Source organism: Crossiella cryophila (assembly GCF_014204915.1).
Classification (GTDB): Bacteria; Actinomycetota; Actinomycetes; order Mycobacteriales; family Pseudonocardiaceae; genus Crossiella; species Crossiella cryophila.
On sequence record NZ_JACHMH010000001.1, the window covers coordinates 2,866,018 to 2,892,534 of the forward strand.

Annotated in this window: 23 protein-coding genes, 1 tRNA gene and 1 riboswitch; of the genes, 14 read left to right on the plus strand and 10 right to left on the minus strand. The window is 71.4% G+C overall.

Annotation, left to right across the window (positions count from 1 at the left end; all coding sequences use genetic code 11):
* Complete coding sequence (locus HNR67_RS13410; RefSeq protein WP_185002358.1) at positions 1-1,263, minus strand: phytase; 1,263 nt, start codon at positions 1,261-1,263, stop codon at positions 1-3.
* Positions 1,264-1,367: 104 nt separating this feature from the next.
* Positions 1,368-1,496: riboswitch (FMN riboswitch) on the plus strand.
* Positions 1,497-1,589: 93 nt separating this feature from the next.
* Here HNR67_RS13410 and HNR67_RS13415 point away from each other — a divergent pair.
* Entirely contained in the window at positions 1,590-2,225 is a 636-nt protein-coding gene (locus HNR67_RS13415; RefSeq protein WP_185002359.1) for a nicotinamide mononucleotide transporter family protein, read from the plus strand.
* A gap of 59 nt (positions 2,226-2,284) precedes the next feature.
* Positions 2,285-3,538, plus strand: coding sequence for a M14 family metallopeptidase (locus tag HNR67_RS13420; RefSeq protein WP_312987169.1), 1,254 nt, complete (start codon positions 2,285-2,287; stop codon positions 3,536-3,538).
* A 57-nt stretch (positions 3,539-3,595) separates the two neighbouring features.
* Here the strand turns inward: HNR67_RS13420 and aceE are convergent, their stop codons facing one another.
* A complete protein-coding gene (aceE, locus tag HNR67_RS13425) occupies positions 3,596-6,364 on the minus strand; it encodes a pyruvate dehydrogenase (acetyl-transferring), homodimeric type (RefSeq protein ID WP_185002361.1) in 2,769 nt (922 codons plus the stop codon).
* Between the two features lie 332 nt (positions 6,365-6,696).
* Between aceE and HNR67_RS13430 the strand changes: the two genes are divergently transcribed.
* From HNR67_RS13430 to HNR67_RS13480, 11 genes are all read left to right on the plus strand, one after another.
* Complete coding sequence (locus HNR67_RS13430) at positions 6,697-7,128, plus strand: DUF3052 domain-containing protein (protein WP_185002362.1); 432 nt, start codon at positions 6,697-6,699, stop codon at positions 7,126-7,128.
* Positions 7,129-7,204: 76 nt separating this feature from the next.
* Positions 7,205-7,669 carry a peroxiredoxin gene (locus tag HNR67_RS13435; protein WP_185002363.1) on the plus strand — a complete coding sequence of 155 codons (465 nt, stop codon included), beginning with the start codon at positions 7,205-7,207 and terminating at the stop codon, positions 7,667-7,669.
* Between the two features lie 48 nt (positions 7,670-7,717).
* Positions 7,718-7,789, plus strand: a tRNA-Val gene (locus HNR67_RS13440).
* Between the two features lie 135 nt (positions 7,790-7,924).
* Positions 7,925-8,482, plus strand: coding sequence for a TetR/AcrR family transcriptional regulator (locus tag HNR67_RS13445; protein ID WP_185002364.1), 558 nt, complete (start codon positions 7,925-7,927; stop codon positions 8,480-8,482).
* Between the two features lie 24 nt (positions 8,483-8,506).
* The gene (locus HNR67_RS13450; RefSeq protein WP_185002365.1) at positions 8,507-8,944 is read left to right on the plus strand and encodes an SRPBCC family protein; all 438 of its coding nucleotides are present in this window, start codon (positions 8,507-8,509) and stop codon (positions 8,942-8,944) included.
* A 272-nt stretch (positions 8,945-9,216) separates the two neighbouring features.
* Positions 9,217-9,399: a hypothetical protein gene (locus HNR67_RS13455; RefSeq protein WP_185002366.1), complete on the plus strand. Its 183-nt coding sequence runs from the start codon at positions 9,217-9,219 to the stop codon at positions 9,397-9,399.
* Positions 9,400-9,582: 183 nt separating this feature from the next.
* Positions 9,583-10,005, plus strand: coding sequence for a hypothetical protein (locus HNR67_RS13460; protein WP_185002367.1), 423 nt, complete (start codon positions 9,583-9,585; stop codon positions 10,003-10,005).
* Positions 10,006-10,031: 26 nt separating this feature from the next.
* Positions 10,032-10,619 carry a DUF3558 domain-containing protein gene (locus HNR67_RS13465; RefSeq protein ID WP_185002368.1) on the plus strand — a complete coding sequence of 196 codons (588 nt, stop codon included), beginning with the start codon at positions 10,032-10,034 and terminating at the stop codon, positions 10,617-10,619.
* Between the two features lie 5 nt (positions 10,620-10,624).
* Positions 10,625-11,857 carry a hypothetical protein gene (locus tag HNR67_RS45630; RefSeq protein ID WP_185002369.1) on the plus strand — a complete coding sequence of 411 codons (1,233 nt, stop codon included), beginning with the start codon at positions 10,625-10,627 and terminating at the stop codon, positions 11,855-11,857.
* Positions 11,858-11,859: 2 nt separating this feature from the next.
* Positions 11,860-12,639: an ESX secretion-associated protein EspG gene (locus HNR67_RS13475; RefSeq protein WP_185002370.1), complete on the plus strand. Its 780-nt coding sequence runs from the start codon at positions 11,860-11,862 to the stop codon at positions 12,637-12,639.
* 219 nt (positions 12,640-12,858) lie between these two features.
* A complete protein-coding gene (locus HNR67_RS13480) occupies positions 12,859-13,902 on the plus strand; it encodes a saccharopine dehydrogenase family protein (protein ID WP_185002371.1) in 1,044 nt (347 codons plus the stop codon).
* A 70-nt stretch (positions 13,903-13,972) separates the two neighbouring features.
* On the opposite strand, the gene HNR67_RS13485 is transcribed toward HNR67_RS13480, so the two are convergent.
* From HNR67_RS13485 to HNR67_RS13500, 4 genes are all read right to left on the minus strand, one after another.
* Positions 13,973-15,385: a M14 family zinc carboxypeptidase gene (locus HNR67_RS13485; RefSeq protein ID WP_185002372.1), complete on the minus strand. Its 1,413-nt coding sequence runs from the start codon at positions 15,383-15,385 to the stop codon at positions 13,973-13,975.
* A 171-nt stretch (positions 15,386-15,556) separates the two neighbouring features.
* On the minus strand, positions 15,557-19,693 hold the full coding sequence (locus tag HNR67_RS13490; RefSeq protein ID WP_185002373.1) for a TIGR02680 family protein: 4,137 nt from the start codon (positions 19,691-19,693) through the stop codon (positions 15,557-15,559).
* Positions 19,690-20,925 (minus strand): TIGR02678 family protein, encoded by a 1,236-nt coding sequence (locus tag HNR67_RS13495; RefSeq protein ID WP_185002374.1) that lies wholly within the window; start codon positions 20,923-20,925, stop codon positions 19,690-19,692. The genes HNR67_RS13490 and HNR67_RS13495 overlap by 4 nt, the downstream gene beginning before the upstream one ends.
* Complete coding sequence (locus tag HNR67_RS13500; RefSeq protein ID WP_312987176.1) at positions 20,922-22,454, minus strand: DUF2397 domain-containing protein; 1,533 nt, start codon at positions 22,452-22,454, stop codon at positions 20,922-20,924. Before HNR67_RS13500 ends, HNR67_RS13495 begins: the two co-directional genes overlap by 4 nt.
* 102 nt (positions 22,455-22,556) lie before the next feature.
* Here HNR67_RS13500 and HNR67_RS13505 point away from each other — a divergent pair, with 102 nt between their 5' ends.
* Complete coding sequence (locus HNR67_RS13505; RefSeq protein ID WP_185002376.1) at positions 22,557-23,522, plus strand: cobalamin biosynthesis protein; 966 nt, start codon at positions 22,557-22,559, stop codon at positions 23,520-23,522.
* Here HNR67_RS13505 and HNR67_RS13510 read toward each other — a convergent pair.
* The 4 genes from HNR67_RS13510 to HNR67_RS13525 are packed head-to-tail and all read right to left on the minus strand — an operon-like array spanning position 23,463 to position 26,461.
* On the minus strand, positions 23,463-24,293 hold the full coding sequence (locus tag HNR67_RS13510) for an SURF1 family cytochrome oxidase biogenesis protein (RefSeq protein WP_185002377.1): 831 nt from the start codon (positions 24,291-24,293) through the stop codon (positions 23,463-23,465). The genes HNR67_RS13505 and HNR67_RS13510 overlap by 60 nt on opposite strands.
* A 22-nt stretch (positions 24,294-24,315) precedes the next feature.
* Positions 24,316-25,164, minus strand: coding sequence for a fructosamine kinase family protein (locus tag HNR67_RS13515; RefSeq protein WP_185002378.1), 849 nt, complete (start codon positions 25,162-25,164; stop codon positions 24,316-24,318).
* The gene (locus tag HNR67_RS13520; protein ID WP_185002379.1) at positions 25,161-25,631 is read right to left on the minus strand and encodes a low molecular weight protein-tyrosine-phosphatase; all 471 of its coding nucleotides are present in this window, start codon (positions 25,629-25,631) and stop codon (positions 25,161-25,163) included. Before HNR67_RS13520 ends, HNR67_RS13515 begins: the two co-directional genes overlap by 4 nt.
* Positions 25,628-26,461, minus strand: a complete 834-nt coding sequence (locus HNR67_RS13525; protein WP_185002380.1) for a PIG-L deacetylase family protein — start codon at positions 26,459-26,461, stop codon at positions 25,628-25,630. Before HNR67_RS13525 ends, HNR67_RS13520 begins: the two co-directional genes overlap by 4 nt.
* Positions 26,462-26,517 lie beyond the last annotated feature (56 nt).

Consider the following 26,517-nt stretch of genomic DNA (forward strand, 5'->3'; position numbering starts at 1 on the left):
TCAGCGCTCCAGGGAAGCCAGCACGTCCTTCCAGCTCAGGTAAGCGAAACCGGTGGTCTCCAGCTCCTTGCCAGAGGGGTCGGTGGCCGCCGGTTTCCGTTCTCCGTCGTGCACCGCGAGCAGTCCGGCCGGGTAGCCGGGCAGCGGCGTGGTCACCACGGCCGCGCCGTCGGAGTGCTCCACCGAGTCCCTGCCATGCCCCTCGCGCACCCGGAAGGTGCCCAGCACCGTGCCCGGCTTCTCCCGGTCGTAGACCACGAACCGGGAATCGCCCTGGCTGGAGGCGACCAGCTGGCCGCGCCCGTGTCCGGCGTCGGCGATGGTCAGGCCCTCGGCGTCCGCGGTCAGCCACTTCCCGCCGAAGCCGGGGTCCGCGCCGGCAGGCACGCACTCCTCGGTCTGCTCGTCGTACTTGGCTGGCACGCCGAACTCGCGCACCCGGTCGATCAGCTCGGGCTGACCGAAGCCCTTGGCGGACAACGGGATCCGCCAGATGCCGACATCCTCCTGGGCCGCGTAGAGCACCCGGTGCCGGGAGTCGATCACCATGCCCTCGATCTGCGGGCCCTCGCCCGGCTCGCCGCAGGGCGCCCAGGTCTTGCCGTCGGGCAACCGGAAACTCGCCGGTAGGTCCACAGTGGACAGTTGGCGGACGGAGACGCCCTCGGCGGTGCGCACCGGGGTGAGCAGGGCCAGCCGGGTCTCGTGGCGGCGGCTGGCCACCACCAGCGGGGTGTCCCGGTCGGTGCCGACGGCCAGGCCGTAGGCGGTGCGCTGCTCGTCCACCTCGGCCTCGGACTTGCTGAACACCAGCGGGGTCCGCGCCGCGGTCACGTCCTTGAGCACGGCCTTCCCGGCCGCCGCGCCGCGCGGGTCGACCCGGTACACCCGCACCCGGTCCCGGCCCCGGTCGCTGACAAAGGCCAGATCGCCCAGCAGGTCCACGTTGTTGAACCGCCCCGGCGCGGCCCCGGCCACCGGCGGCGGCGGGGCGGCCACCAGCCGCAGCAGCCTGCCGGACAGGTCGAAGGCGGCCAGCCCGCCCTCCTTGAGCGTGCCCAGCACCACGCTGTCGGCACGCCGGGACGGGTGCACCCAGATCGCCGGGTCGTCCGCGTTGGCCCTGGGCGGCGTGCCCGAGGCGTCGTCGACGAAGGCGGGGGTCTGGGCGGTCGGGATGACGATGCCGGGCCGGGCGTCGGCGACACCGGGCAGGCCGAGCGCGAGCAGCGCCACGACAAGGGGGACCAGCAGGTTGCGCATGGATCAACCTTGGCCGCCGTAGGTGAACGCGAACAGTCTTTCAGGTCACTATCCCCTGGGCGGAATAGCGGCGGGGGAGCAGAGTGTTGGCCAGAGCAGAAGTGTCGTGCGCTCCGGGGTCGGTGAAAATCCGAACCGGCGGTGACAGCCCGCGACCCGCCGGCAGCCAGCCGGCGGTTGACACGGTGGAATTCCGTGGCCGACGGTGAAAGTCCGGATGGGAGGCTGCGCACGCGCGCCCGCGTGCGTCGACTCACGTCCGCACGCCGGTGTCGCGTCGCCGTTCCCGAAAACAGCCCCAGGGCCTGGGCTGTGGGGAGAGGCAGATGCGGTTCCTGATGGAACACGGGTTCGAGTTCTTCGGCCAGCGGGTCGCCTACGCCGAGCTGATCGGCCAGCTAGGCGCCCTGGCCGTGGTGTTCCTGGCGCAGCGCCGCACGCTGTGGACCTGGCCGGTGCAGATCGTCACCGCCGTGCTGCTGTTCAGCGTCTACTTCTCCGCCCAGCTCGGCGGCCTGGCCACCCGGCAGGTCGCGGTACTGGCCATCGCGGTCTACGGCTGGTGGGCCTGGACCCGCCACCGCGACCCGGTCTTCGGCGTCGCGGTGCGCGCGGCCACCACGGTCGAACGCCTGGTCATGGTGGGCGCGATGCTCGCCGGCACCACCGCCTTCGCGCTGCTGCTGGACGCCCTGGACGCCTCCTGGGCGCCCTGGCCGGACGCCTGGATCTTCGTCGGCACCCTGGTCGCCTACGGCGCGCAGGCGGCCGGTCTGGTCGAGTTCTGGTTGGTGTGGCTGGCCGTGGACGCGGTCGGCGTGCCCTTGCAGCTGATGTCGGGGCTGTGGTTCTCCGCGCTGGTCTACATCGTGTTCGCGGTGCTGGTGGTGCGCGGCTGGCAGGACTGGAACCGCACCGCGGCCGCCGCCCGCAGCCGAATGACGGTTGACACGATCGGGTGAGGCTGATGGGTTCAGGCGGGGCTCACTGGGGGCCCTGCCCGAACTCATCGAGGAGTCACGTGCGTCGACTCATCGCCCTCTCCGCGCTGACCGCGGCCGCGCTGGGCCTGGTGGCCCCGGTCGCCACCGCCGCGCCCGCCCAGCCGCGCACCGGCTTCGAGCAGTCCAACGGTGCCCGCTGGACCGGCCTGGACGAGGAAGCGAGCTTCCTGGCCGCGGTCGACAAGGCCAGCCGCCACACCACGGTCAGCCGGATCGGCAGCACGGTCAAGGGCCGCCCGCTGAACCTGGTCCGGATCGGCCCCGCGCACGCCACCAGCACGGTGCTGTTCATCTGCTCCCAGCACGGTGACGAGCCCTCCGGCCGCGAAGGCTGCCTGACCAAGCTGCGCGACCTGGCCTTCCAGCGGGAGAACCCGCGGGTCAAATACCTGTTCGTGCCCACAGCCAACCCGGACGGCCGGGCCGCGGACACCCGCACCAACGCCAACGGCGTGGACATCAACCGGGACCACCTGCTGCTGGTCTCACCCGAGGCCAAGGCCCTCGCGTCGGTCATCCGCGAGCACCGCCCCGAGGTCATCCACGACCTGCACGAGTACGGCGCCACGCCCAAGTTCTACGACAAGGACGTGCTGTACCTGTGGTCGCGCAACCTCAACGTGGCCGAGCACCTGCACGACGAGTCGGTCACCCTGTCCAAGGACTACGCCAAACCGCACGTCGAACAGGCCGGGCACTCCACCGGTGAGTACGGCATCTGGACCGACCCGGTGACCGGCCAGCCGATCCGCCAGGTCGCCGGCGACGGCCAGGAGCGGATCCTGCGCAACACCGCCGGCCTCAAGCACGCGGTCGGCATCCTGCTGGAGACCAAGGTCGACCCCAAGGACGCCGCCGAGGCCGCCGACCCCGCGCTCAACCAGCGCCGCCGGGTGCACTCCCAGCTCGCCGCGGTCGCGGGCACCGTCAAGCTGGTGGCCGACCGCTGGGCGCCGATCGCACTGGCCACCGCCAAGAGCCGCCTCGGCGCGGTGCTCGGCCAGGGCCCGGTCTACTTCGGCGGCGCGGACAACGAGCCGGCCAAGCCCGAGGACATCGAGCGGAACCCGGCCTGCGGCTACAAGCTCACCGCCGAGCAGTTCGCCACCCACCGCGAGGTGCTCGGCCTGCACGGCGTCTTCTCGGTGCCGGTGCCCGGCGGCCGCCTGGTGCCGCGCAACCAGGAAGCGGGTCGGCTGATCCCGCTGCTGCTGGACCCCCGCGCCGATTACGGCCTGGTCAAGGCCACCGCGGCCCAGCACTGCTTCTGAGCATGACGAAGGGGCTCCCCAGCACTCGGGGAGCCCCTTCGCTCACTGCGTCAACGATCAGGCGGAGCCGGAGTCCGAGGTCTGCGGACCGGCGGCCTGGACGTCGTCGATGCGGTACTTGCGTGCCGCCTCGGCGACCACCGACTGCGCCACCTCACCGCGCTTGGCCAGTGCGGCCAGCGTGGCGACCGTGATCGACTCGGCGTCGACCAGGAAGTGGCGGCGGGCGGCCGGACGGGTGTCGGAGAAGCCGAACCCGTCGGTGCCCAGGGTGAGCATGTCGGTGGGCACCCACGGCCGGATCAGGTCCGGGACCGCACGCATCCAGTCCGACACCGCAACCACCGGGCCCTGGCCCTGGGAGAGCGCCTGGGTGATGTAGGGCACCCGCTGGCCCTGCTCGGGGTGCAGCAGGTTCTCCCGGTCGATCGCCACCGCCTCGCGGCGCAGCTGCGACCAGGAGGTGGCCGACCACACATCCGCGTGCACGCCCCAGTCCTGGGCGAGCAGCTCCTGCGCGCGCACCGCCCACGGCAGCGCCACGCCGGAGGCCAGCACCTGCGCCCGCAGCGGGCCCTCGCCCGGCGCGGCCTTGACCCGGTGCAGACCACGCAGCAGACCGTCCACGTCCAGGTCAGCCGGTTCGGCGGGCTGCACGTAGGGGTCGTTGTAGACGGTCAGGTAGTAGAAGATGTCCTCGGCGTTCTCGCCGTACATCCGGCGCAGGCCGTCCTTGACGATGTGCGCGACCTCATACCCGTAGGCCGGGTCGTAGGCCACCACGGCCGGGTTGGTGTAGGCCAGCAGCTGCGAGTGCCCGTCGTTGTGCTGCAGGCCCTCGCCGGTCAGCGTGGTGCGACCGGCGGTGGCGCCGATGACGAAGCCGCGGGCCATCTGGTCCGCCGCCGCCCACAGGCTGTCGCCGGTGCGCTGGAAGCCGAACATCGAGTAGAAGATGTAGATCGGGATCATCGGCTCGCCGTGCGTGGAGTACGACGTGCCCGCGGCGGTGAACGAGGCGGTCGACCCGGCCTCGTTGATGCCCTCGTGCAGGATCTGGCCCCGCTCGCTCTCCTTGTAGGCGAGCATCAGCTTGGCGTCCACCGAGGTGTACAGCTGACCGTGCGGGTTGTAGATCTTCTGCGTCGGGAACATGGAGTCCATGCCGAAGGTGCGCGCCTCGTCCGGGATGATCGGGACGAGCCGCGGGCCGATCTCCGGGTCCTTCGCCAGGTCCTTGACCAGCCGGACGAAGGCCATGGTGGTGGCCACCTCCTGCTTGCCGGACCCGCGCTGGATGACCTCGTAGACCTTGTCGCCCGGCAGCACCAGCGGCTTGTTCTTCACCCGGCGGGCGGGCGCCGAGCCACCGAGCTGGCGGCGGCGGTCCTGCAGGTACTGGATCTCCGCGGAGTCCTGGCCGGGGTGGTAGTACGGCGGCAGGTACGGGTCCCGCTCCAGCTCGGCGTCGGTGATCGGGATCCGCTGGGTGTCCCGGAACCGCTTCAGGTCGTCGAGGGTGAGCTTCTTCATCTGGTGCGTGGCGTTGCGCGCCTCGAACTGCGGGCCCAGGCCGTAACCCTTGATCGTCTTGGCCAGGATGACCGTGGGCTGGCCGTGGTGCTCGGTGGCCGCCTTGTAGGCCGCGTAGACCTTGCGGTAGTCGTGCCCGCCGCGCTTGAGGTTCCAGATGTCCTGGTCGCTGTACGGCGTGACCAGCTCCTTCGTCCGCGGGTCGCGGCCGAAGAAGTGCTCCCGCACGTAGGCGCCGTCATTGGCCTTGTAGGTCTGGAAGTCGCCGTCCGGCGTGGTGTTCATCAGGTTGATCAGCGCGCCGTCGCGGTCGGCGTGCAGCAGGGAGTCCCACTCCCGGCCCCACACGACCTTGATCACGTTCCAGCCCGCGCCGCGGAAGAACGACTCCAGCTCCTGGATGATCTTGCCGTTGCCGCGCACCGGCCCGTCCAGGCGCTGCAGGTTGCAGTTGATCACGAAGGTCAGGTTGTCCAGGCCCTCGTGCGCCGCGACGTGAATCAGGCCACGCGACTCCGGCTCGTCCATCTCGCCGTCGCCGAGGAAGGCCCAGACCCGCTGCTGCGAGGTGTCGGCCATGCCCCGGTCGTGCATGTAACGGTTGAAGCGGGCCTGGTAGATGGCGTTCATCGGGCCGAGACCCATGGACACCGTCGGGAACTCCCAGAAGTCCGGCATCAACCGGGGGTGCGGGTAGGACGGCAGGCCGCCGCCCGCTCCGGCGTGCGACAACTCCTGCCGGAAGCCGTCGAGCTGCTCCGCGGAGAGGCGGCCTTCCAGGAAGGCGCGCGCGTAGATGCCGGGCGAGGCGTGGCCCTGGATGAAGAGCTGGTCGCCGCCGCCGGGGTGATCCTTGCCGCGGAAAAACCAGTTGAAGCCGACCTCGTAGAGCGCGGCCGAGGAGGCGTAGGTGGAGATGTGCCCACCGACGCCGACGCCGGGACGCTGCGCGCGGTGCACCATGACCGCGGCGTTCCAGCGGATGAACGCCCGGTAGCGGCGCTCGGTCTCCTCGTCGCCGGGGAACCAGGGCTCCCGCTCGGTGGGGATGGTGTTCACGTAGTCCGTGCTGGTCAGCGCGGGTACGCCGACGTGGCTCTCACGAGCCCGCTCCAGCAGTCGGAGCATCAGGTACCGGGCGCGCTGCTGACCGGCTCCGGCGAGGACGGCGTCGAAGGACTCCAGCCACTCGGCGGTCTCCTCCGGATCGATGTCCGGCAGGTGGGCGGCCAGCCCGTCACGGATGACCCGCACCCGCTCAGGGGTGCCGGCGCCGGTGTTCTGCGGGGCCAAGGGTTCTCCTCGCCATGCTTCGTCGTCAGTTTCGGGGCAGCCTTTCTCGGCCACGCGGTGTCAGTGGAGCATCCCACGCGTTGGCGCTGCCGTGTCATCGTCCCCCATCCTTACGCGTGCGCGCACGCGCGTCACCGCTACCGGCCGGTAACTGTCAATAGTCCGATAGAGGGCAGCCGGATGCCACCGGTTGGGAAGCGATTCCGGCGTGTCCCGGGGCGTGCAGTTGCGCAGGTGGGCACTCGCAGTGTTCGCTAGCCGGGATCGGTTGGACACACCAGTGCGGCGGCCGTACGGCCAGCCGCACTCGCGTAGTTGGAGGAGTGACACTCGTGGTCGCCGCGGAAGGCGCTGAAAAGGTCGGCGTCGCCGAGAGGCTCGGTATTGAGCCGGACATGGTGGTCCAGGAACTCGGCTGGGACGAGGATGTTGATGACGACATCCGCGCCGCCGTGGAGGAGCGCTGTGGAGGCGAACTCCTCGACGAGGACGCACAGGAAGTCATCGACGTGGTGCTGTACTGGTGGCGGGAGGGTGACGGTGATCTCACCGACGACCTCGTCGACGCCATCACACCGCTCGCCGACGAGGGCGTGATCTGGCTGCTGACACCAAAGACGGGCCGGACGGGCTACGTGGAGCCGAGTGACGTCGGCGACGCGTCCAGCACCGCCGGGTTGTCGGTCACCTCGACGCTGTCCGCGTCGGATGACTGGACAGCGACTCGTCTGGTCGGTGCGCGGGCGGGCAAGCCCAAGCGCTGAGACCAAGTCTGTGGGTAGTCCCTGAGGGTCTAGGCTGGCTCGCTGGAAGCCAGCCAGACTCCCAGGAGAGTGCTCGATGACGATCGAGGTCGGTACGCAGGCCCCGGATTTCACGCTGCCGGACAGCAACAAGGAGAAGGTGACCCTCTCCTCGTTCCGCGGTGAGAAGCACGTCCTGCTCGTGTTCTACCCGTTCGCGTTCAGCGGCATCTGCACGGGCGAGCTGTGCCAGGTCCGGGACGAGATCGGGGACTACCAGAACGACGCGGTACAGGTGCTCGGTGTGTCCGTGGACACCCCGTTCAGCCTGAAGGCGTGGGCGGAGCAGGAGGGCTACACCTTCCCGCTGCTGTCGGACTTCTGGCCGCACGGCGAGGTCGCCAAGACCTACGGCGTCTTCAACGACACCGCGGGCTTCGCCCTGCGCGGCACCTTCCTGATCGACAAGGAAGGCGTGGTCCGCTTCGCCGAGGCCAACGCCCCTGGCGAGGCCCGCGACCAGGCCGCGTGGAAGAAGGCGCTGGCCGAGGTCCTCGGCTAAATCGCATGATCTCGCAGAGCCCCGGGCGTAGGCTCGGGGCTGCTGCGGGGGCGCATAGCTCAGCGGGAGAGCACTCGCCTTACAAGCGAGGGGTCGTTGGTTCGAACCCAACTGTGCCCACCGGATATTGATTTTTCACGCCACTGTCCGCAAGAGAAATCTTGCGGACAGTGGCGTTTTGTTTACCCTCCGCAACCTCGTTCGCTGCCGGAAGCCTCATCGCAGTGCTACATTACAGATGTAATGGAGGTGGCGATGAGAGAACGATGGCAGCCGGACGCGCGGCAGAACGCGGTGGCCGAGGCGGTGGGACGGCTGCTGGTGCGCGGGCACGGCACCTTCCCCGGCATGCGGGAGATCGCGGCTGAGGCCGGGGTGACGACCGGGACGCTGCAGCACCACTTCAGCACCAAGGAGGACCTGCTCCTGTTCGCGCTGGAGCACCACTGCCTGCGCTGCGCCGACCGGCTGCGGGCCCGTTTCGCCGAGGGCCTGCCCGCGCCGAGGGAGGCGTTGTCGGCGATCGTGCTGGAACTGCTGCCGCTGGACGCCGAGCGGGCCGCCGAAACCAGCGTGGCCAAGGCCTTCGTCTCCCGCGCCGCGACCGACCCGGCCTTCGCCGGGCACTACCAGGCACAGCGGCAGGTGCTGCTCGAGCTGTTCGGCGAGCAGTTCGAGCGCGCGGGCACCCCGGACGCCCTGGTGGCCGCCACGATCCTGGCGCAGGCCGTGGAGGGCATGCGCACGGACTGCCTGCTGCTCGGACCGGATGCCGTCCAGGTCGACGCGGTACTGGACCGCCTGCTCCCCTGACCCGCACAACCGTTGGGACACAACATGAAGACCGTGGAATTCAGTACCACGACCATCCTGTCCGCCGCCCCGGAGGAGGTCGTCGAGCACCTGTCCGACCCGGCCAACCACGTCGGGCTCTCGCCGTTGGTCGTGGCGGTGCGCGACATCCGCCGGACGCCGGATGAGGTGCGGTTCACCGCCGTGGAGCGGTTCCGGTTCGGGCCGCTGCGGCGGGACAACGTCATCGAGGCCAGCATGCGACTGGGTGCGCGCACGGTGTCCGGCGACGTGGTCAGTCCCGGCGGTGTGCGGTTGGACTACGAGTTCCGGATCGAGGCCGTCGCCGAGGGCACCCGGTTGGTGGACCACTACCGGCTGTCGGCTCCGTTCGGGGTGTTGCGGTTCGCCGTGGGGCAGGCGAAGAAGGTGCAGGTGGCCAGGGGGCGGGAGCTGGCGCGCCGGTTCTCGTCGACCCGGTGATTATCGATCGTCAAATCATCAACCAATTTAACGATCCTTCCCGGCCACGCTTGACCTGCGTAAACACCCGATCCGGTGATACCGGCGAGCGGGTAGGTGTTCACCGTGTTCGAAATCCGGCATTCGGGTGGTGTTCTCGGGTCAGCCGCGACAAAAGACTGGCGTTGGCTGGCAAAAACCCGGAATTCGGCCATGATGACGGCAACCGCGAGGTCCGGCGAAGTGGTTCCCGCACAGCGCGGGCCGCCGCGCCGGAAAGGGGAAACCCGGTCATGATCACACCACCACCGGGCCTGCCGGTCTGGCTGATCGGCCTGGCAGGCACCGCGGTGCTCTCGGCACTGGGCGCCACCCCACTGACCGCGGCCACCCTCGTGATCGCCCTCGGCGGCCTGTGCACCGAACTGGCGCACCGATTCGACCCCGGCCCGGCCCTGCCACTCGGCCGGCGCTGAGCGGCCGCCACCGGCGACTCCGCGAAATCAACACCACCGCGCCCACCACTGCCCGTAGTCACGTTTTCGCTGGCTACGGGCTTTTTTTGGGTTCGGTCAGTGTTACTACTTAGGGTGCCAGCCGCCATTCGGGTGATGTGATCGCGAATACGTGTGGATTGGTCACGAACCGGTCGTGACGTCGTGGTGATCGCGTTACTGTCCGTTGGGGAGATTTTCCAGGGGATGGGGGGATTTGCCGTGGCTCCGCGTGAGACCAAGGTGTCGATCGACTTCGGCGGGGGTTCGAAGTTCACGGTCGACGTGGCACAACTGGACAACCTGATCGCCGGGCTGAAGGCGGTCCGGACCAAGATCGAGGAGATCAACACCCTGGCGATGGAGACCAACGTCATGGCGAATCCGCCCAGCGAGGAGGACTTCAGCCGGGGTGCCGTGCGCCAGATCATCGAGCGCACGATTCAGGAGAAGGACGGCACGCACACTCTGGCCAATCGGGCCTATGGCGAGGCCGTCGATACGCTGGTTCAGAAGCTGACGGCTGCCCGTGACCAGTACGCCGGGACCGAAGGCGCAAACCAGACCAACTTCAAGCCCAAGGGATGACTGTGACTCGCCTGGGAACAAGTGTGATGGCCGCGTTCGGGTTGCTTGCCGGAGTTGTGCTCGCGGGTTGTGGTGCCACTCCCGCCCCGGCCACCACAACGCCGACCAGCGGTGCCGCCACCTCGGCGAGTTCGGCGCCGAACGACGCCCCCACCGTTCCGCAGCCTGAGCTGGACACCGCTCAGATCGCCGGTAGTCCGTGCTCGGTGCTGAGCACGGAGCAGGCGCGTGAGGTCGCGGGGAGCGTGCGAGGCGAGGTCCGGGAGAGTCCGCTCGGCCCCTCATGTCGTTGGCTGGCAAGCGATACTCCGGCGAAGAACCACTTCTCGATCACGGTGAACAACCAGCTCGGCGGGATCGCCCAGCTCTACGCGCGCAAGAGCAACTTCAAGGTGTGGGAGCCGGCCCAGGTCGGCGGCTACCCCGCGGTCGTCGCGATGGACGCGGACGCCCGGAGCAAGGGACTGTGCCGGTTGGAGATCGGCACCGCGCAGAAGACCGTGGTCGCGGTCCAGGTCCAGCTGACCGTGGGGGCGGCGGACTACGCGAACCCGTGCCCACGGGCAACCGGGATCGGCGAGATGGTGGTCGCCACGTTGAAGGGGGGAAGTTAATGCCTTTGCCATTGCTGATCGCGGTCGGCGCGGGTGGGGCGGCGATGCTCGGGATCAACCTGTGGCCGTCGGACACACCGCGGCCCGAGGGTATTCGCGGGGATCAGATCTACAAGTGGTTCCAGGAAGGCAAGGGACCCGGGTCCGGTATCTCGCCGATCCAGTCGGCCTGGGACAAGGTGGGCAAGGGATACGACGAGGCACGGGATCTCGCGGAGAAGGTGCTTCGGGACTCGCACGGGGTCTGGGAAGGTAAGGCGGCTGATGCGGCTCGGCAGCAGTTGAGTCCGCTCGCCGCCTTCGCTGATCATGCCAAGCAGATGGCGGGGAACACCGCGAAAGCCGTTGGGCAGCAAGGTACTGACTGGCATGGGTGTAAGAACCAGTTGAAGCCGGTGCCGGAGAATCCGCCGCAGAACAATCTCGGCAACAAGTTGAATCCGTTCACCACCGATCTCGACCGGGAAATCGACAAGTTCAAGACCGACACCGGTGACAATCAGCGGGTTTACGCCGGTTACGGGGTGCGGACCGAGGACAACGTGAAATCCCTGCCAACCTGGTTGACGCCGCCCGAGGTCAGTGGCGACGTCTCCGTGGTCAAGCCGGGGCCCGGCGGGCCGGGTGGGCCCGGTGGTGGCGGTGGCTTCGAGGGTGGCCGGGGCGGCGGTGGCGGTCTTGGCGGCGGGCTTGGGCAGTTCGGCGGCGGTGGTGGCGGCTACAGCGGCGGGGCTGGTGGTGGTGGCGCCGGGGGTGGCGGTACTGGCGGCGGTGGTGGTGGTGGGTCGGCGGAGGTTCCGGTGGTGGGGACTGGGCCTGCTTATCCGCCTCGGGATCAGACCGGGTCCGCTGGGTACGTCTCCAATGAGGTGCCGATTTCCGGTGGTGGCGCCGGTGGTGGGCCTGGTGGCGGGGGTGGGTACTCCGGTGGGGCCGGGGGTGGTGGCTTTGGTGGTGCTGTTCCTGGTGGGTTCGGGCCTGGGGGCGGTGCTGGTGGTGGGCTTGGCGCTGGGGGGAGTGCTGGGGTTGGGCGTGCGGGGGGTGCTGGGTTTGGGCCTGCTGGTGGTGGGGTGGCTGGGCGGCCTGGGGCCTCGGGCATGGGTGGGATGCCCATGGGGGGCGCGGGGGCCGGGCGCAAGGAGGAGGACGAGGAGCATGAGCGGGCCTCGTTCCTGATGGAGACCGAGGACATCTTCGGGGACCATCGGTCCGTGGCGCCGCCGGTGATCGGCGAGTAGTGATGTTGCGTTCCGCTGTCACGTTGTCGGCGCTGGCCTACGACCTGGTCTGGGAGGCCGAGGAGATCGGGGACAAGCACAACGCGCTGCTCACGCACTCGCCGGGCGCGACCATGGCCGAGCGGTTGGCGGTGGCCCGGCCCGCGCTGGAGGAGTTGGGGCGGGCCGGGTTGTTCGACGGTCGGCTGGTGCATCCGGATCTGAAGGCGGCCATGCGGCTCATCGCGCGGGCGCACCGGGAGTTGTACGGGTGGTTCATGCCCGAGCCGGGCGCGCCGACGCGCTCGGTGCTCGCGGTGGCCAGTGGGCGGGACGGGCTGCTGGCGGTGCTGGCCGAGGAGCAGTTGCACCTGCAGCCGATCGACGCCAGGGAGCTGGCGCCCGCGGTGGCGGGGGTGTTGCCGGAGGCCAAGCCGTTGCGGATTCCTACCTACTCGGTGCCGGTGGCGGATCTGCACGGCGGGCCGCCGGTGGCGGCGGAGGACGGGTACCTGCGGCGGTCCGCGGCGGGAGCCGGGCGGGGCGCTGAGCTGGAGCGGGTGCGGCGGTTGTTCGCCGAGCCCCGGCTGGGGGCCGGGCAGTTCCGGGCCGCCGGGCGGGATCGGCACGGGCGGCGGCGGGTCAGCGGCGCGCCGGTGGACTACTTCGACGTCGCGGGTGGGCGGTACGTCACCTACCTGCCCGCCGGCTCGGACGGGCCGGAGTGGGGACTGGTCGCGCCGGGTGGGCGGGCGCAGCTGGTGGAGCGGTTCAGCGAGCTGGTGGCGAGTACCGCGAACTGAGCGGTGGGATGTTCCGCAGGTCACATCTGTCGCCGCGTCATCGGTTCCTGGCTCGTGTGTCCCTTTATCGCCGCGGGGGGCACACAGACCAACTGGCGAATCCCTGCACGCGGCCCGGACAGGCGTCCCCTCACCTGTCCGGGCCGCGGCAGGTCTCCGGGGGCGGCGGGAATACCTACCCCCTGGTAACTCCAGTTCGAATTCGGCATGCTCTTGGGCATGACGTGGATGGTGTACGGGGCCAACGGCTACACGGGGACGCTGATCGCGGAGCTGGCGGCGCGCCGGGGTGAGCGGCCGGTGCTGGCCGGGCGGGCGGCGGAGAAGGTCGTGCCGCTGGCGCAGCGGCTGGGGTTGCCGTACCGGGTCTTCGGGCTCGACGAGCGGATCACCGACCACCTGGCCGACGTGGACGCCGTGGCGCACTGCGCGGGGCCGTTCTCGGCCACCGCGGCCCCCATGGTGCAGGCCTGCCTGGACGCCAAGGTGCACTACCTGGACATCACCGGCGAGATCGACGTGTTCGAGCAGATCTCGCAGCGCTCCGCCGAGGCCGAGACGGCCGGGATCGTGCTGCTGCCCGGCGCCGGGTTCGACGTGGTGCCCACCGACTGCCTGGCCGCGATGCTGGCCGCCGACCTGCCCGGCGCCACCCACCTGGAACTCGCCTTCGCCGGGATGGCCAGTGCCAGTGCCGGCACGCTGCGGACCGCGATCGAGTCACTCGGCCTCGGTGGCCGGGCCCGGATCGACGGGAGGATCCGCGAGGTCTCGCCGGGCTGGCGGGTGCGTTCGGTGGACTTCCCCGGCAAGCGCCGCGAGGTCATCTCCATCCCGTGGGGCGATGTGAGCACCGCCTACCGCTCCACCGGCATCCCCAACATCGTCGTCTACGCCGCGCTCGGCGTGCCGGCGCCGCTGTTCCGGGCCCAGCGCTACGTGCTGCCGCTGCTGCGCGCCGAGCTGGTGCGGAAGGGGCTGACCGCGCTGGCCAACCGGGTCGCCGGGCCGGACGAGGCGGCGCGGGCCGGCGCCCGCTCGGAGGTCTGGGGGCAGGTGCGGGACGCGGACGGGCGCACGGTGAGCCGGACCCTGATCGCGCCGGAGGGCTATGAGCTGACCGCGGACGCGGTGGTCCGGGCGGTGCAGCGGATCCGCTCCGGCGAGGTGCCCAGCGGGGCACACACGCCGTCCTCGGCGCTGGGAGCCAGCTTCGTGCGCTCGCTGACCGGGGTCGAGGTGCAGGACGTGCAGGTGCGCTGAGCACCGGCTGACACGTGCCGGGGCGCCCCGCGTCGTGCATGCGGGGCGCCCCGGTCACCTGTGGAGCAGGTCAGCTCGCGTAGGGAGCAGCCGCCTGCTTGGCGGCGTACATCAGCGCGGGCTTGATCTTCGGCCAGAAGGTGCTGGTCTGGCAGGAGTACGGCGGCAGGAAGCCACCGCAGGTGCCGCTGGACGGGCCGATCTCGAAGGTGAAACCGGGCACGCCGAGCTTGTCGTAGAGCCAGTCCTCGGTGCCGCCGGAGGCGGCGTAGCCGACGACCTGCGGCGCGGTGCCGTAGGTGTAGCCGGTGATGCCTGCCATGTCCTTGGCCATCCGGCGCAGGCTGGCGTCGTTGCCGGTGTAGGTGTTGGCCCGGTGCGCCCAGGGGAAGATGATCCCGTTGGTGTAGCTGTGGAAGGTGATCATCAGGCCCTTGGTGTCCTTGGCCGCCGGCGTGGTGTCACCGTCGCCGCGCTTGTCCGGGTAGAGCTTGGTGAACAGCGCCTGGAGCGAGTTCAGCTCGGTCTCGGAGTCCGCGCGCGGGCCGCGGTAGGTCTCGGCACACGGGTTGGTCGAGGTGCCTGCCTGGCCGTAGTGCGAGTTGGCGTTGCGGTTGAGGTCGATGCCGACCTGGCCGCCGGTGCCGCAGGTGCCGTTGGTGGTGTTGGCGTTCTTGCGCTGCAGGCGCGGGGAGCTGCCACCGGCCTGGACGATGTCAACGCCGTCCGGGTTGGTGATCGGGACGACCCACATCTCGGTGGTGTCCATCAGCCTGGTGACCTCGGCGTCCGTGCCGTAGCCCTGGGTCAGGTGGTCGATCCACCGCCAGGCCATGTCACCGGTGGTGATCTCGCGGGCGTGGATCTGGGCCATCAGGAAGAAGCGCGGTTTGGCGGCGCTGGTGTTCAGCGCGCAGTCCCCGGCCTGCTTCTTGGTCAGGCAGATGGCACGCAGGTCGTAGCCGTTGGGCCTGCCGGTGCTCTTGCGCCAGGACTGGCCGTAGGTCACCCCGGTGGAGAGCGCGGGGTAGTCGGCGAGCACCTTGTCCAGGTGCGAGTGCTGCGCCCGCACGGTGCGGTAGCCGCCGTAGTAGGTCTCGTTGATGTCGTTGACGCCCAGCGGCTCGCTGTTGTTGTGCGCCTTGGGCGGGGCCCACGGCGCGGGCGCCATCACCGATTCGACCTTGGTGGTGAACCCGGCCTTGGTCAGCCGGTTGGCCTCCTCGGCGTTGCCGAGCACGAACAGGTCGTCGCCGTCGCGCTGCTCCAGCACGTCCGAACCGACCTGGATGAGCCGCTCGGAGTCGTTGACCCCGCCGACCACGCGGTAGACGAACATCGCCTGGCGCTGCTCCGCCTGGGCACTGTCGGCCTTGGCCGCCGGTTCCGGCGCGGGCGCGCCGGTCTGCTGGAACAACAACAGGGCACTGGTCGCCAACGCGGCGACCACGCCCGCGATGGGGATCCGCCGTGATACGGACATAGCCGTCCTCTCGCAGTTTCGCCGAGATGCACTGCGCGCAGCAGGGTGGATGCGGCAGGTGGGTCAGGACGCTAGGACGCGCGCACTTATCGCCATAACCCTACGAATGGACGACGAGATTCAGTTTTAAGAGGTACCCGATCGTGAACGGGACATATCGCCACCGCCGGGCTAGACGTCCTCCCGGTCCAGCCCCGCTCCGTCCCAGGTGGTGTGCGTGCAGGCGACGCCGCCGCCGTTCTTGGGGCGGAGCACGTCGTAGATGTGCATGCGCGGGATCTTGCCGGAGACGCCCCAGCCACTGGGCCAGGTGATGATCCAGTCCATGTCCAGGTCGACCAGCAGTCCCAGCATGCGGGCGATGGTGGGGTCGTCGAGGCGCTCGAATGCCTCGTCGAGCAGGACCAGGCGGAGTGGGAACCAGCCTTCCTCGCCCGCGCTGACCGCGTCGTAGAAGCTGGCCGCGGCGGCGAAGAGGGTGACGTAGGAGACCAGGCGGGTTTCGCCGGAGGAGAGCTGGCGCAGGCGGCGGACCCTGGGCTTGCTGTCCGGGCCGGTGTCGCGGACCCGGACGGTGAAGGAGTACCAGGAGCGGTAGTCCAGGGCCCGGCCGAGGATCTCGGCGTAGCCGGCCGAGTGGGCGTCGCGTTCGGCCTCGATGCGTTCGGTGAAGGCGCGGCGCAGGGTGGCGTCCTGGTCCTGGCTGCGCTGGGCGAAGGGGGTGCGGACCAGTTCCAGGGCGTCCCTGGTGGCCTCGTCCAGCGCGGCCGAGGGGCGCCATTCCAGCTGGACGTGCACGCCCTGGCTGGAGCGGGCCCGGTCCAGGACCTCGTTCATCCGGCGGCACAGGTCCTCGGCCACCGCGATCTGGCTGCGCAGGCGTTCGGCCAGGTCGCGCATGAGGTAATCGGAGAAGATCTCCTGGTACCGCTCGCCGAGGTAACCGCGCTGGTCACCGAGGCGGGTGGCGACCAGGGCGGCGGCGTCGGCGACCGGGCGCGGGCCGTCCTCGGAGGTGACCGTGACGGTGAGGATGCCAGCGGTGGTCTCCGCGGTGATGTTGTGCGAACCGGCCAGCGCGGACTGCAGGGCCTGCAGGCGGCCGATCACGGTGCCCTCGCTGGCCGGGCGGCGGTCCTCGGCCGCGCCCAGGCGTTCGGCGGTGGCCAGCAGGTTCTCCGTGTCCGGGGCCTCGGCCTCCGGCAGCGCGGCGCTCCACACGCCGGGGGCGGCCAGGGTGTCCCGGAACGCGGCCTCGGCGGTGCTGACCTCCTGCTGACGGCCGGTGCGCTGCTGCTGCTTGGTCTCCAGCAGGGTGGCGATCTTGGTGGCTTCCTCGCGCACCTCGGCGACCCGCTCGCGCGCGCCGGGCAGGTCGGTCTTGGCCCGCTTGTGCTCGGCCTCCAGGGTGGCCAGTGATTCGGCGACCTGCTTGGCCTCGCCGCCGATGGCCGAGGTCAGCTCGGCCAGCGCGGCAGCTTGTTCGGCGTACTCGGCGCAGCGGGATTCGGCCTGGGCCTCGGCCTGTTCCCGGTCGCCGAGGGCGACCCGGTGGTTGTGCAGGGCGTCGGCGAGCTGGCGGATGGAGCCCGCGCAGCGTTCGGTGAGGGCTTCCTTGAGGCTGTCCACGGTGCCGCGGACCTGTTCGGCGGCCCGGTGCGCCTGTTCCAGCGCGGCGGTGTCGGCGGAGAGCCCGGCCTCGGTGGCGGCGTGGGTGAGTTCGGACTGCACGGCCCGCCAGTGGTCCTCGGCGTGCGAGTGCTCCTCGCGCAGGGTCAGCGCGCGGTGCTCGGACTCCTCGGCGCTCTCCTTGGCCCCGGCCAGCCGGGCGTGCGCGGCGATCAGCTCGTCGTCGTGCGGGAAGGCGGCCAGGTGCTTCTCCCAGCCGGTCGCCTGCCTGCGCAGGGCCTCCAGGTGCTGCTGGGCGGTGGCGAGTTCGCCGCGCCGCTGTTCCAGCTCGTCCTCCAGGCCGAGGATGCGGCGCTGCCGGGCGGCCTCGCGGGCGCCGGCGCCGATGTGCTCGGCGGCCTCCTTGGTCGCGGAGCCGGAGAGCACGCCTGCCCGCCAGCGGCCGTCGGTGGACAGGGCCAGCGCGGTGGCGGGCAGGTCCTCGCCGGGGGCGGCCAGTGCGATCGCCGAGAGCAGGCCGCTGACCAGGTCGGCGGGCACGGGGCTGTCCGGTTCGGCGGCGGCGGTGAGTGCCTCGGCGAGCGAGCGGCCGGTGACCGGGGGCAGCGCGGCGACCGCGGCGGCCAGGTCGGCCGGGGTGTGCAGCACGCCTGCGACCACCTCGGCGGCACCGGCCTTGGCGAGGGTGCCGTCAGCGCGGACCCAGGCCGTGAGCAGACCGCTGGCCTGCATCGCGGCTTCCAGCCCCGCCCGTTCGGCCTCGGCAAGGCCCTCGGCGAAGTCGACCAGGCGGTAGCAGGACTCGCCCAGGTCGGCCGGGCGCTCGCCTGCTGGCAGTTCGGGGGCGCGTTCCTGGCCGCGGCGCAGGGCGGCGAGTTCGGTCTCCCGTTCCCGGATGCCCTCGCGCACGGTGGCGCAGGCCTGGTCGGCGGCGAGGACCCGCTGGGTGGCGGACTGCTGGTGCGGGGTGCCCCACTGGCGGAATTCCTCGCGTACCGCCCGTGCCCCGGCCCGGTCGATGACCAGGCTTTCCGGTTGCGGTGGCGCTGGCCGGTCGGCCTCGGCGCCGCCCTCGGGCGCGGCCTCGGCCCATTCGCGGACCTGGTTGGCCCAGTGTTCGGCGTGTTCGCGCAGCTCTTGCGCGGTCTGGTTGCGCCTGCCAGCGGAGTCGGTGGCGCCGATCTGGGCGTCCTTGGCGTTGCGGTGCAGTTCCTCGACCTTACGCAGCGCCCGGTCGGATTCCAGCGCGCGCTGGTGCAGCATCAGGGTGAGCGCGCCGCGCTGGCGCACCTCGGTGGCGGCCTCGGCGGCCTGCGCGGCGGCCGTGGACAGGCCGTCGAGGAGTTCCTCGGGGTCCAGTTCGGGCACGGCGCGGCGGGTGACCGCCAGTGCCGCGGCCGTGGCCTCGGGCTTGGCCCTGACCTGTTCGGTGGTCTCGGTGACCTCGGCCGGCGGCACGGTCGGCACCACCGGGCACAGCCCGCGGTCCAGGCCCGCGGTGTGCAGCAGCTGGCCGGCCCGGTCGGCGAGGTCCTGGGCGGCGGCGGTGTCCCGGCCGAGCCGGTCCAGCACGGAGAGCACCGAGTCGACGCCGCGGTCCTCCTGGGCGCGCTGGCGGCTGGCCACCTCCAGCGCGGTCTCGGCGGAGCGGCGGGTGTTGGCGACCAGCTTCTCCCGGTCGGCCAGGTCGCGCATGCCCTGGTAGGCGGGCAGCGCCTTGAGCGCCTCGATCCGCATGGCCAGTTCGCTCTCGGCCTCCTCCAGCGCGGCGACGCCCGCGTCGGCGGCGGTGCGTTCCTGCTGCGCGGTGGCCTTGCGGCGTTCCAGCCTGCTCAGTTCGGCGAGCAGGCGTTGCAGGGTGTCGTGCGCGGCGCGCACCCCGTCGGCCGCGGTGCGCAGCGCGGCGAGGGCGTAGCCGGAGTAGGCGGTGAGGAAGGTGCGCAGCGCGCCGTCGGCGGTGGAGAGCCGGACGATGTTCTCCCGGATGGACTCCAGGTCGTCGAAGGAGGTGGCCAGCCGTTCGATCAGGCCGGCTTCCAGCGGCGGCAGCGCGTCGCTGAGGATCTGCTCCAGCTGGCCCTCGAGGACCTTGAGGCCGACGTCGGGGTTGCGCAGGGTGCGTTGCAGGTGCAGCAGGTCGCCGTAGCGGTCGGCGGGCACGCCGTAGACGCTTTCCGCGATCCGGGCCCGGAAGCCCGCCTCCTCCAGGACCGCGTCCGCGCCGAGCAGTTCGCGCAGCTGGCCGGGTCCGACCGGCACCCGGTCCGCGCCGACCAGGAGAACGTCCTTGCCGACCCGGCACGGGGTGATGAACCGCCAGGAGTCGCTGACCTGCTGCGAGGTCTTGGACGCCTTCACGCCGATGCCGCAGGTCAGGTACTCGTCCTGACCCGCGTCGTCGCTGCGGACCAGTTCGATCCAGGCGTAGCCGATCCGGTTCGGGCCGCCCTGGTAGTCATCGAGCATCAGGCGCCGGATGCTGACCGTGTCGAAGCCCTTGGAACCCATCTGCCGCAGTTCGCCGTCCAGGCACAGCGGCAGCAGCAGTTCGAGGGTCCGGGACTTGCCGGAGCCGTTGGTGCCCTGGAAGATCACCCGGCCGCCGGAGAAGTCGAACTCCTGCTCGGCGTACTGCCAGATGTTGACGATGCCGCCCCGGTTGAGCCGCCAGCGGTTCACGCGGGTTCCTCCTCATCGAAAAGCGACCAGCTCGCCGGTGGCGGCGGCGCCTCTTCCTTTTCCTGGGCGGCGGGACCGCCAGGGGTGTCATCGGGTTCGGGCACCCACCGGTGCGCGACGGGGGAGAGCAGCCAGTCGGGCTCCTCCCAGCGCGCCAGACCGGTGTTGACCAGCAGTTCGAGCACTTCGTCGACCAGGCCGTCGATGTCCTCGGTGGCCTGTTTGGACCAGGCGGCCGGGTAGGACTCGACCAGCTCGGCGCAGATCTGTTGCAGCCGCTGCCTGCTCACCGGGTGGCGGCCGTCGGCGCGGGCCTCGTGTTCGGCGAGCAGTTCGGGCAGGGCCAGCAGCGCGACCCTGGCGACCGTGCCGGAGGAGGGGAAGGCCAGGTCGGTGAGGTATTCCTCGGGATCGGTGACCGCGATCCCCTCCAGCCGCGCCTCGGTGACCAGGCCGAAGCAGCGGTCCAGCAGCAGGGATTCGCGGCGCTGGTTCTTCTTCAGCCAGGATGCCTGCTCGGGCGGCAGGTCGGCGTGCAGGACCACCGGGTTCTCCACCAGTTTGCGGCGCACCGCGTGTTCGGTGGTCTGTTCCATCCCGGCGGGTCCGGCCTCGGCGGCCTTGCCGATCAGCTCCTCGGGGGTGTCCACCTCGCCGACCGGTCCGGCCAGCAGGTGGCCGAGCACGTCGGTGTCCACGGTGATCAGCGCCTCGGTGATGGCATCGCCGGACCAGGTGGACACCGAGCCCTCGGTCTCGGTGATCACGCCGAGGGCGAGCAGGTGGCGCAGCGCGGCGGTGAGCGCGCGCCGGTCGCCCAGGTCGTCCACGACCTCGATGCCGGCTTCGACCGCGGCCGCGCGCACCTCGCTGACCAGCCGGGACAGCAGCACCTGGCGGCCGACGCCGGTGAGTGCGGCCATGGTCAGCGCGACGTAGGCGTAGCCGCGCGGGGACAGCCCGGCCTCACCGCGGGTGGGGTCGGCGCCGGGGCCCGCCTTGTAGAGCCGGGCGTAGCGGCGCTGCACGACCAGCCGGTAGCCCAGCAGCGAGGCGAACAGGTCGTGCAGGGCGTTGCGGTGCCGGAAGACCAGCGGCAGCAGGTCGCCGTCCGGGCCGTCGGCGCGCAGCAGCGGGCGGCGCAGCAGGGTGCGCGCGCAGCGGGTGACGTTGGCCGCGTCGATGTCGGAGAGTTCGTCCAGGATGCCGATCCCGCTGGGTTTGCGGCTCATGCCTGGCCCCCCAGCTGGACGCTGGCGTGGTGCAGGGTGAGAACTCCACCCGATGTGGCGATCTGTGTCACCTGGTCGGGGACGTGGTTGATGGTCAGTCGCAGTCCGTGCACCGGGTCGGCGGCCGAGCCGGTGTCGGTGTCGCGTTCCCGCTGGGCCATGGCCATGGTGAGCAGTTCGCAGAGCACCTCGAGGGCCTCGGCGGAGAGGTTGCTCTGGGCCAGCGCGGGGGCGGCGGCGCTGAGTTCGGCGACCGCGGCGGCCCGCTGCCGGTCCGCCTCCCGTGCCTGGGCGAGCAGGGTTTCCTGCAGCATCGGGTCGTCCTGGATGCGGGAGGCGCGGCCGCGGGCGCCGCGGTCGCCTCGGCTGCGCACGCTGACGTTGACCTCGACCACCGGGCCGTCCCGCCACGGGGTGTGCTCGTCGTCGCCGTCGTGTTCGGGCGCGGGCAGCAGGTGCCGGGCGGAGTAGAGGCCGAAGGCGGCGGCGTACAGCTCGTGCGAGCGGTGCGGTCCGGCCGAGTCGAGCCAGCCTGCCAGTTGCAGCAGTTCGGCGCGGCGGCTGGGCAGCAGGCCACCGCCGGCGGTGGCCCGTTTGACGCTGGCCAGCAGGGAGCCGATGGCGCGGGCGGTGGCCTCGCGCAGCGCGGTGACCTGGCTGGGGCGGCCTGGCCGGTCGGCGAACCAGTCGGTCAGCTCCCGCCAGTCGGTCTCCGAGCGGCCGCGGCCGCGTTCGACGGCGATGCCAAGGCGTTCGGTGGGGCCGAGGATGCGCAGCAGTTCCCCGCGGGCCGGGGCGAGTCCGGCCAGGGACTCGGCGATGGCCGGGGTGTGCCGCAACACGTCCTCGACGACCATCTGGATGTATTCGACCAGCAGGTTGCGGAAGCCGGAGATCTCTTCCGGGTCGAGGTGGAACCGGGTGACCACCTGACCGAGGTACGCGTAGAAGTCACGCACGGTGACCGCGAGTTCGGCGTGCTGCAGGAACAGCGTGGTGACCTGTTCGGCCAGCTCCTCCTTGGCCCGTTTGGCACTGGCCGCGCTGGGCGCCTGCGCTTCGGCGACCATGGCCTGGGAGAGCGTGCCGCCCAGTTTGGACAGGCCGCGTTCGATCGCGGGCAGCAGTTCCCGGGAGACCTCGCGCGCGCCCTCCGGCACCCGGAGCAGCTCGTCGACGTCCCGCTGCACCCGCACCGCGAGCTTGTTGATCTGGTACCGGAACGCGCCGCGGACGAACTCGGCGATGCTGGAGGCGATCGTCTCCCGCCGCCCCTGCACCAGGTTTCCCCAGTCCTTGAGCCGTTTCAGCCGGTCGGCCACGGTGTCGGGATCGGATTCGCCGATGTCCAGGCGGCCCTCGCGCTCCAGTGGCTTGAGCGCGGCGGCGACCTCGTTGGGGGAGAGGTCGGGCAGCAGCGTCGCGGTGAACAACCGCATGATCGCCACGTAGGTCCTGGTGTGCTCAGCGTTGAGGTAGGAGTAGAGCCGGAGCCGGCCCTCACCGCCTGTGGAGTCGCCATGAGTCACGGACGGCCACATTAGAGGCTTGAGGCTGGCCAGGCAGAATCGTGGGTCCCCAGGCGCGCTAACGTCACCCGTCGGACTTCCGGGACACAGGGGGTATGGGGGATGAGCGGCGCTGCTCGGGCGATCGGTCTGCTGCTGGGTGCGGCCGCCGACGTGGTGGTCGGCGACCCCCGGCGGGGCCATCCGGTGGCCGCCTTCGGCACGGTCGCGGCCGGCCTGGAGAAGGTGCTCTACCGGGACCACCGGGCGCCGGGGGTGGTGCACGTGGTGCTGCTCACCGGCGGCGCGGTGCTGCTCGGGGTGGCCGCGGAGAAGCTCGGCAAGCACTCCCCGGTGCTGCAGGCGGCGACCACCGCGGTGGCCACCTGGGCGGTGCTCGGCGGCTGTTCGCTGGCCGGTGAGGGCACGCTGATGGCCCGCGCGCTCGACGCCGGGCGGCTGGACGAGGCCAGGGACCGGCTGCCCAACCTGTGCGGCCGCGACCCGGCGGCGCTGGACGCGCTCGGACTGGCCAGGGCCACCGTGGAGTCGGTGGCGGAGAACACCTCCGACGCCCAGGTCGCGCCGTTGTTCTGGGGTGCGGTGGCCGGGGTGCCCGGCCTGCTGGCCTACCGGGCGATCAACACCCTGGACGCGATGGTCGGGCACCGCTCGCCGCGCTACCGCAACTTCGGCTGGGCCGCGGCCCGGCTGGACGACGTGGTCAACCTGGCGCCCTCCCGGCTGGCCGCGATGCTGACCGCGCTGGGCGCGCCGGTGGTCGGTGGCTCGGCCAAGCACGCCTGGCGGACCTGGCGGCTGGACGCCTCGGCGCACCCCAGCCCGAACGCCGGGCAGGTGGAGGCGGCCTTCGCGGGCGCGCTGGAGATCCGTCTCGGCGGGCGCACGGTGTACCGGCACGGCGCGGAGGAGCGGCCGGTGCTCGGTGACGGGCGCAACCCCGACTCCGGGCACGTCACCAGGGCGGTGGAGCTGTCCAGGGTGGTCGGCGGGCTGTCCGCGCTGGCCTCAGCGACGGCCGCCGTAGCGATCGGCGGTCTGCGGCGCAGGCGTCGGCACCGGGTCTGAGTCCGCGTCGTCGTCCTCGTCCGGCTCGTCCTCGTCGTCCTCTTCCGACTCGGGGTGCGCCTCCCGCCAGAGCAGGAAGCCGAGCCCGACCGGGGCCATCAGGCCGAAGGCGATCCACTGCAGGGCGTAGGAGAAGAACGGCCCCGCCTCCAGCTTGGGCAGTGGCAGCAGGCCGAGCACGCCCGGCTGGCCCTCGTTGAGCTGCACGTAGCCGGGCCGCAGGTCCAGGCCGACGGCCTTGCCCAGCACGGTGGGGTCGATGGTGTAGATCTGCCGCTTGCCGTCCTGGTCCAGCACGTCCTGCCGGCCGGGGTCGATCTCGCTGCCGCGGACCCGGCCGATCACGGTGACCTGACCGCTCGGCGCGGCGTCGTAGGCCACCGGTTTGGTGCCCTGCTGGACCTTGATGTAGCCGCGGTTGACGATCACGGTCTGCCCGGAGTCGGTGCGCAGCGGGGTGAGCACCTCGAAGGCGGCCTTGCCCTCGGCCTTGCGCAGCCGCACCAGCGTCTCCGCCTCGGGCAGGTACCGCCCGGTGAGCTTGACCACCAGCCACTGCTTCGCCGCCGGGTCGGTACCCGGTGGCAGCGCGGTCTCGTAGTCGACCGCCTCGGTCTCCAGCGAGCCGGTGATCGCCGAGTTCTGCGTCTCCCTGCGCTCGTCCTGCCGGAACTGCCAGGGGGCCAGGATCCACAGGCAGGCCGCCGAGAACAGCAGCACGAACCCGATCAGGGCCAGCCAGCCCGGTCGCAGCAGGAACTTCCAACGCACCCCTCCACGGTAGGGGGCGCGTTCACCCGCTCGGTGGCCGCCCCCGGACCGCCTGCGCCGCGGCCACCGTCCGCTGCCCGTAGGAGCCGCCGAAGAGCACCACGTGCACCAGCAGCGGGAACAGCTGGTGCAGCGGAACCCGGTCCCGCCAGCCCTGCGCCAGCGGGGCCACCTCCTGGTAGGCGCCCAGGATCCGGTCCAGGTGCGGGCAGCCGAACAGGGCCAGCATGGCCAGGTCGCTCTCCCGGTGCCCGCCGTGCGCGGCCGGGTCGATCAGGTGCACCCCGTCGGCGCCCCACAGCACGTTGCCCGACCACAGGTCGCCGTGCAGCCGGGCGGGCGGCTCGGGCGGTCCCGCGTACTCGGCGATCCGCTCGCACACCGCGCGCACCGGCCGCGGATCGGGCAGGTCGGCGGTGCGCAGGTAGGGCTCCAGGCGCTGGGTGGCGAAGAACTCCGGCCAGTCGTCGTGCGGCTCGTTGCGCATCGGGGCCGCGCCGATCCAGGCATCCGCCGGACCGCCGGGTGGTGGGCAGCCGAAGGCGGTCGCGCCGCTGGCGTGCAGCGCGGCCAGTTCCCGGCCGAACCGCTCGGCCGCGGCCGGCGTGGGTTCGCCGGGCGGCACCCAGTCCAGCACCAGCCAGGTCTGGTCGTGGCCCAGCACCGCCGGGATCGGCACCGCGTCCGCCGCGGCCAGCCAGCTCAGCCCGGCCGCCTCGGCCACGCTGCTGCCGGCCGCCGCGGACTTGGCCACCACCTGCCGCCCGTCGGCCAGCCGGGCCCGGAACACCTCGGCCGCACTGCCCCCGGCCGCAGTCACCTGCACCGCGTCGACGCCGGTGAGCCGGGTGATCGCGGCGGCCGCGGTCACAGCTTCTTCCGCACCCAGTCCAGCAGGCCGGGCACGGCCGCCTCCACCATGCCCAGCACCTCGGCGAAATCGGCCCGGCCGCCGTAGTACGGGTCGGGCACGTCCAGATCGTCCCCGGCGGCCGGGTCGAAGGAGCGCAGCAGCCGGACCTCGCCGGTGACCAGGCGGCGCAGTTCGCGCTGGTGCCCGGCGTCCAGGGCCAGGAACAGGTCCGCGTCCGCGTGCGCCGATCCGACCTGGGCCGCGGTGTGCTCGGCCGGGTAGCCGTGTTCGAGCAGCACCGCGCGGGCCCGGTGGTCGGCCTGCTCGCCGATGTGCCAGGGCCCGGTGCCCGCGCTGGTCACCTTGACCCGCTCGGCCAGCCCGGCCCGGCGCAGGTGCTCGCGGAAGACGATCGCGGCGATGGGGGACCGGCAGATGTTGCCGGTGCAGACGAAGCTCAGGTGCACCGGCTCAGTCTCCGTCATCGCGGTACATCGAGGTACTCGTGCGGATCGGCGGCGGCGGGATCGATCATCAGGCGCACGCTGTGGTAGCCCAGCGCGTAGCGGCCGTTTGCCGGATCCCAGTGGCGGTACTCGGCCAGCGCCTGGCGCTTGCGGGCGTGCTGGGCCGGGGTGAGCGGCACCACGTGGTCGGCGGTGCGCTCGGCTGGCGGGTAGGTGTAGCCGTAGACCCAGTAGTAGCGGAAGTCGCTGATCCGCTCGCGCAGGCTCTCCGCGGCGTCCCGGCAGGCGGCGTGGGTCTTGTTGGGGTCGGCGGGATCGCCGCCGTGGATGACATCCCGCCAGCCGCTGACCAGCTTGTGCGAGGCGCCGGGGTGGCGGGACTCGAAGTCCAGGATGGTCTCCCGGACGTACTGGACGAACCCGGGGTAGTCGGTCCAGGCGCTGTCCGGATGCTGCATGTTGATCACCCGGTCCACGCCAAGCCGGTGCGCGGCCGCGGTGAACTCGGCGGTGCGCGCGGCCACGATGTCGTCCAGGCTCAGCTCGATCCGGTGGCCGGGATCACCGGAGGGGCAGTCCGCGCCCAGGTTGCAGTTGCCGTTGATGATGTCGATCAGCCCGCCGTTCTCGCCGCGGGAGAGCAGCACCAGGTACACCGGCCGCCCGGCCTCCTTGTGCGCCCGGATCGCGCCCGCCATCGCGATCGACTCGTCGTCCTGGTGCGGGGCGTAGAAGATCGCCGGCCAGTCGGCGGCGGCGGCCGGGGCCTGACCGAGGGCCAGACCGCCGAGGGCGGCCGCGGAGACGCCGAGCAGGCGGCGGCGGGAGAGTCCGGCGTGATCGTCCATCAGCCGAGTGTCGCGGCCGGGCCCCGACTGGTCATCGGCCACTCGTCGGGCGGCTT

What these genes read in the sequence shown, in the direction of transcription:
- HNR67_RS13410 (WP_185002358.1), bottom strand. Translation starts at nt 1,263, where the DNA reads ATGCGCAACCTGCTGGTCCCCCTTGTCGTGGCGCTGCTCGCGCTCGGC.
- HNR67_RS13415 (WP_185002359.1), top strand. Translation starts at nt 1,590, where the DNA reads ATGCGGTTCCTGATGGAACACGGGTTCGAGTTCTTCGGCCAGCGGGTC.
- HNR67_RS13435 (WP_185002363.1), top strand. Translation starts at nt 7,205, where the DNA reads ATGACGATCGAGGTCGGTACGCAGGCCCCGGATTTCACGCTGCCGGAC.
- HNR67_RS13445 (WP_185002364.1), top strand. Translation starts at nt 7,925, where the DNA reads ATGAGAGAACGATGGCAGCCGGACGCGCGGCAGAACGCGGTGGCCGAG.
- HNR67_RS13450 (WP_185002365.1), top strand. Translation starts at nt 8,507, where the DNA reads ATGAAGACCGTGGAATTCAGTACCACGACCATCCTGTCCGCCGCCCCG.
- HNR67_RS13455 (WP_185002366.1), top strand. Translation starts at nt 9,217, where the DNA reads ATGATCACACCACCACCGGGCCTGCCGGTCTGGCTGATCGGCCTGGCA.
- HNR67_RS13465 (WP_185002368.1), top strand. Translation starts at nt 10,032, where the DNA reads ATGGCCGCGTTCGGGTTGCTTGCCGGAGTTGTGCTCGCGGGTTGTGGT.
- HNR67_RS13475 (WP_185002370.1), top strand. Translation starts at nt 11,860, where the DNA reads ATGTTGCGTTCCGCTGTCACGTTGTCGGCGCTGGCCTACGACCTGGTC.
- HNR67_RS13480 (WP_185002371.1), top strand. Translation starts at nt 12,859, where the DNA reads ATGACGTGGATGGTGTACGGGGCCAACGGCTACACGGGGACGCTGATC.
- HNR67_RS13485 (WP_185002372.1), bottom strand. Translation starts at nt 15,385, where the DNA reads ATGTCCGTATCACGGCGGATCCCCATCGCGGGCGTGGTCGCCGCGTTG.
- HNR67_RS13495 (WP_185002374.1), bottom strand. Translation starts at nt 20,925, where the DNA reads ATGAGCCGCAAACCCAGCGGGATCGGCATCCTGGACGAACTCTCCGAC.
- HNR67_RS13505 (WP_185002376.1), top strand. Translation starts at nt 22,557, where the DNA reads ATGAGCGGCGCTGCTCGGGCGATCGGTCTGCTGCTGGGTGCGGCCGCC.
- HNR67_RS13520 (WP_185002379.1), bottom strand. Translation starts at nt 25,631, where the DNA reads ATGACGGAGACTGAGCCGGTGCACCTGAGCTTCGTCTGCACCGGCAAC.
- HNR67_RS13525 (WP_185002380.1), bottom strand. Translation starts at nt 26,461, where the DNA reads ATGGACGATCACGCCGGACTCTCCCGCCGCCGCCTGCTCGGCGTCTCC.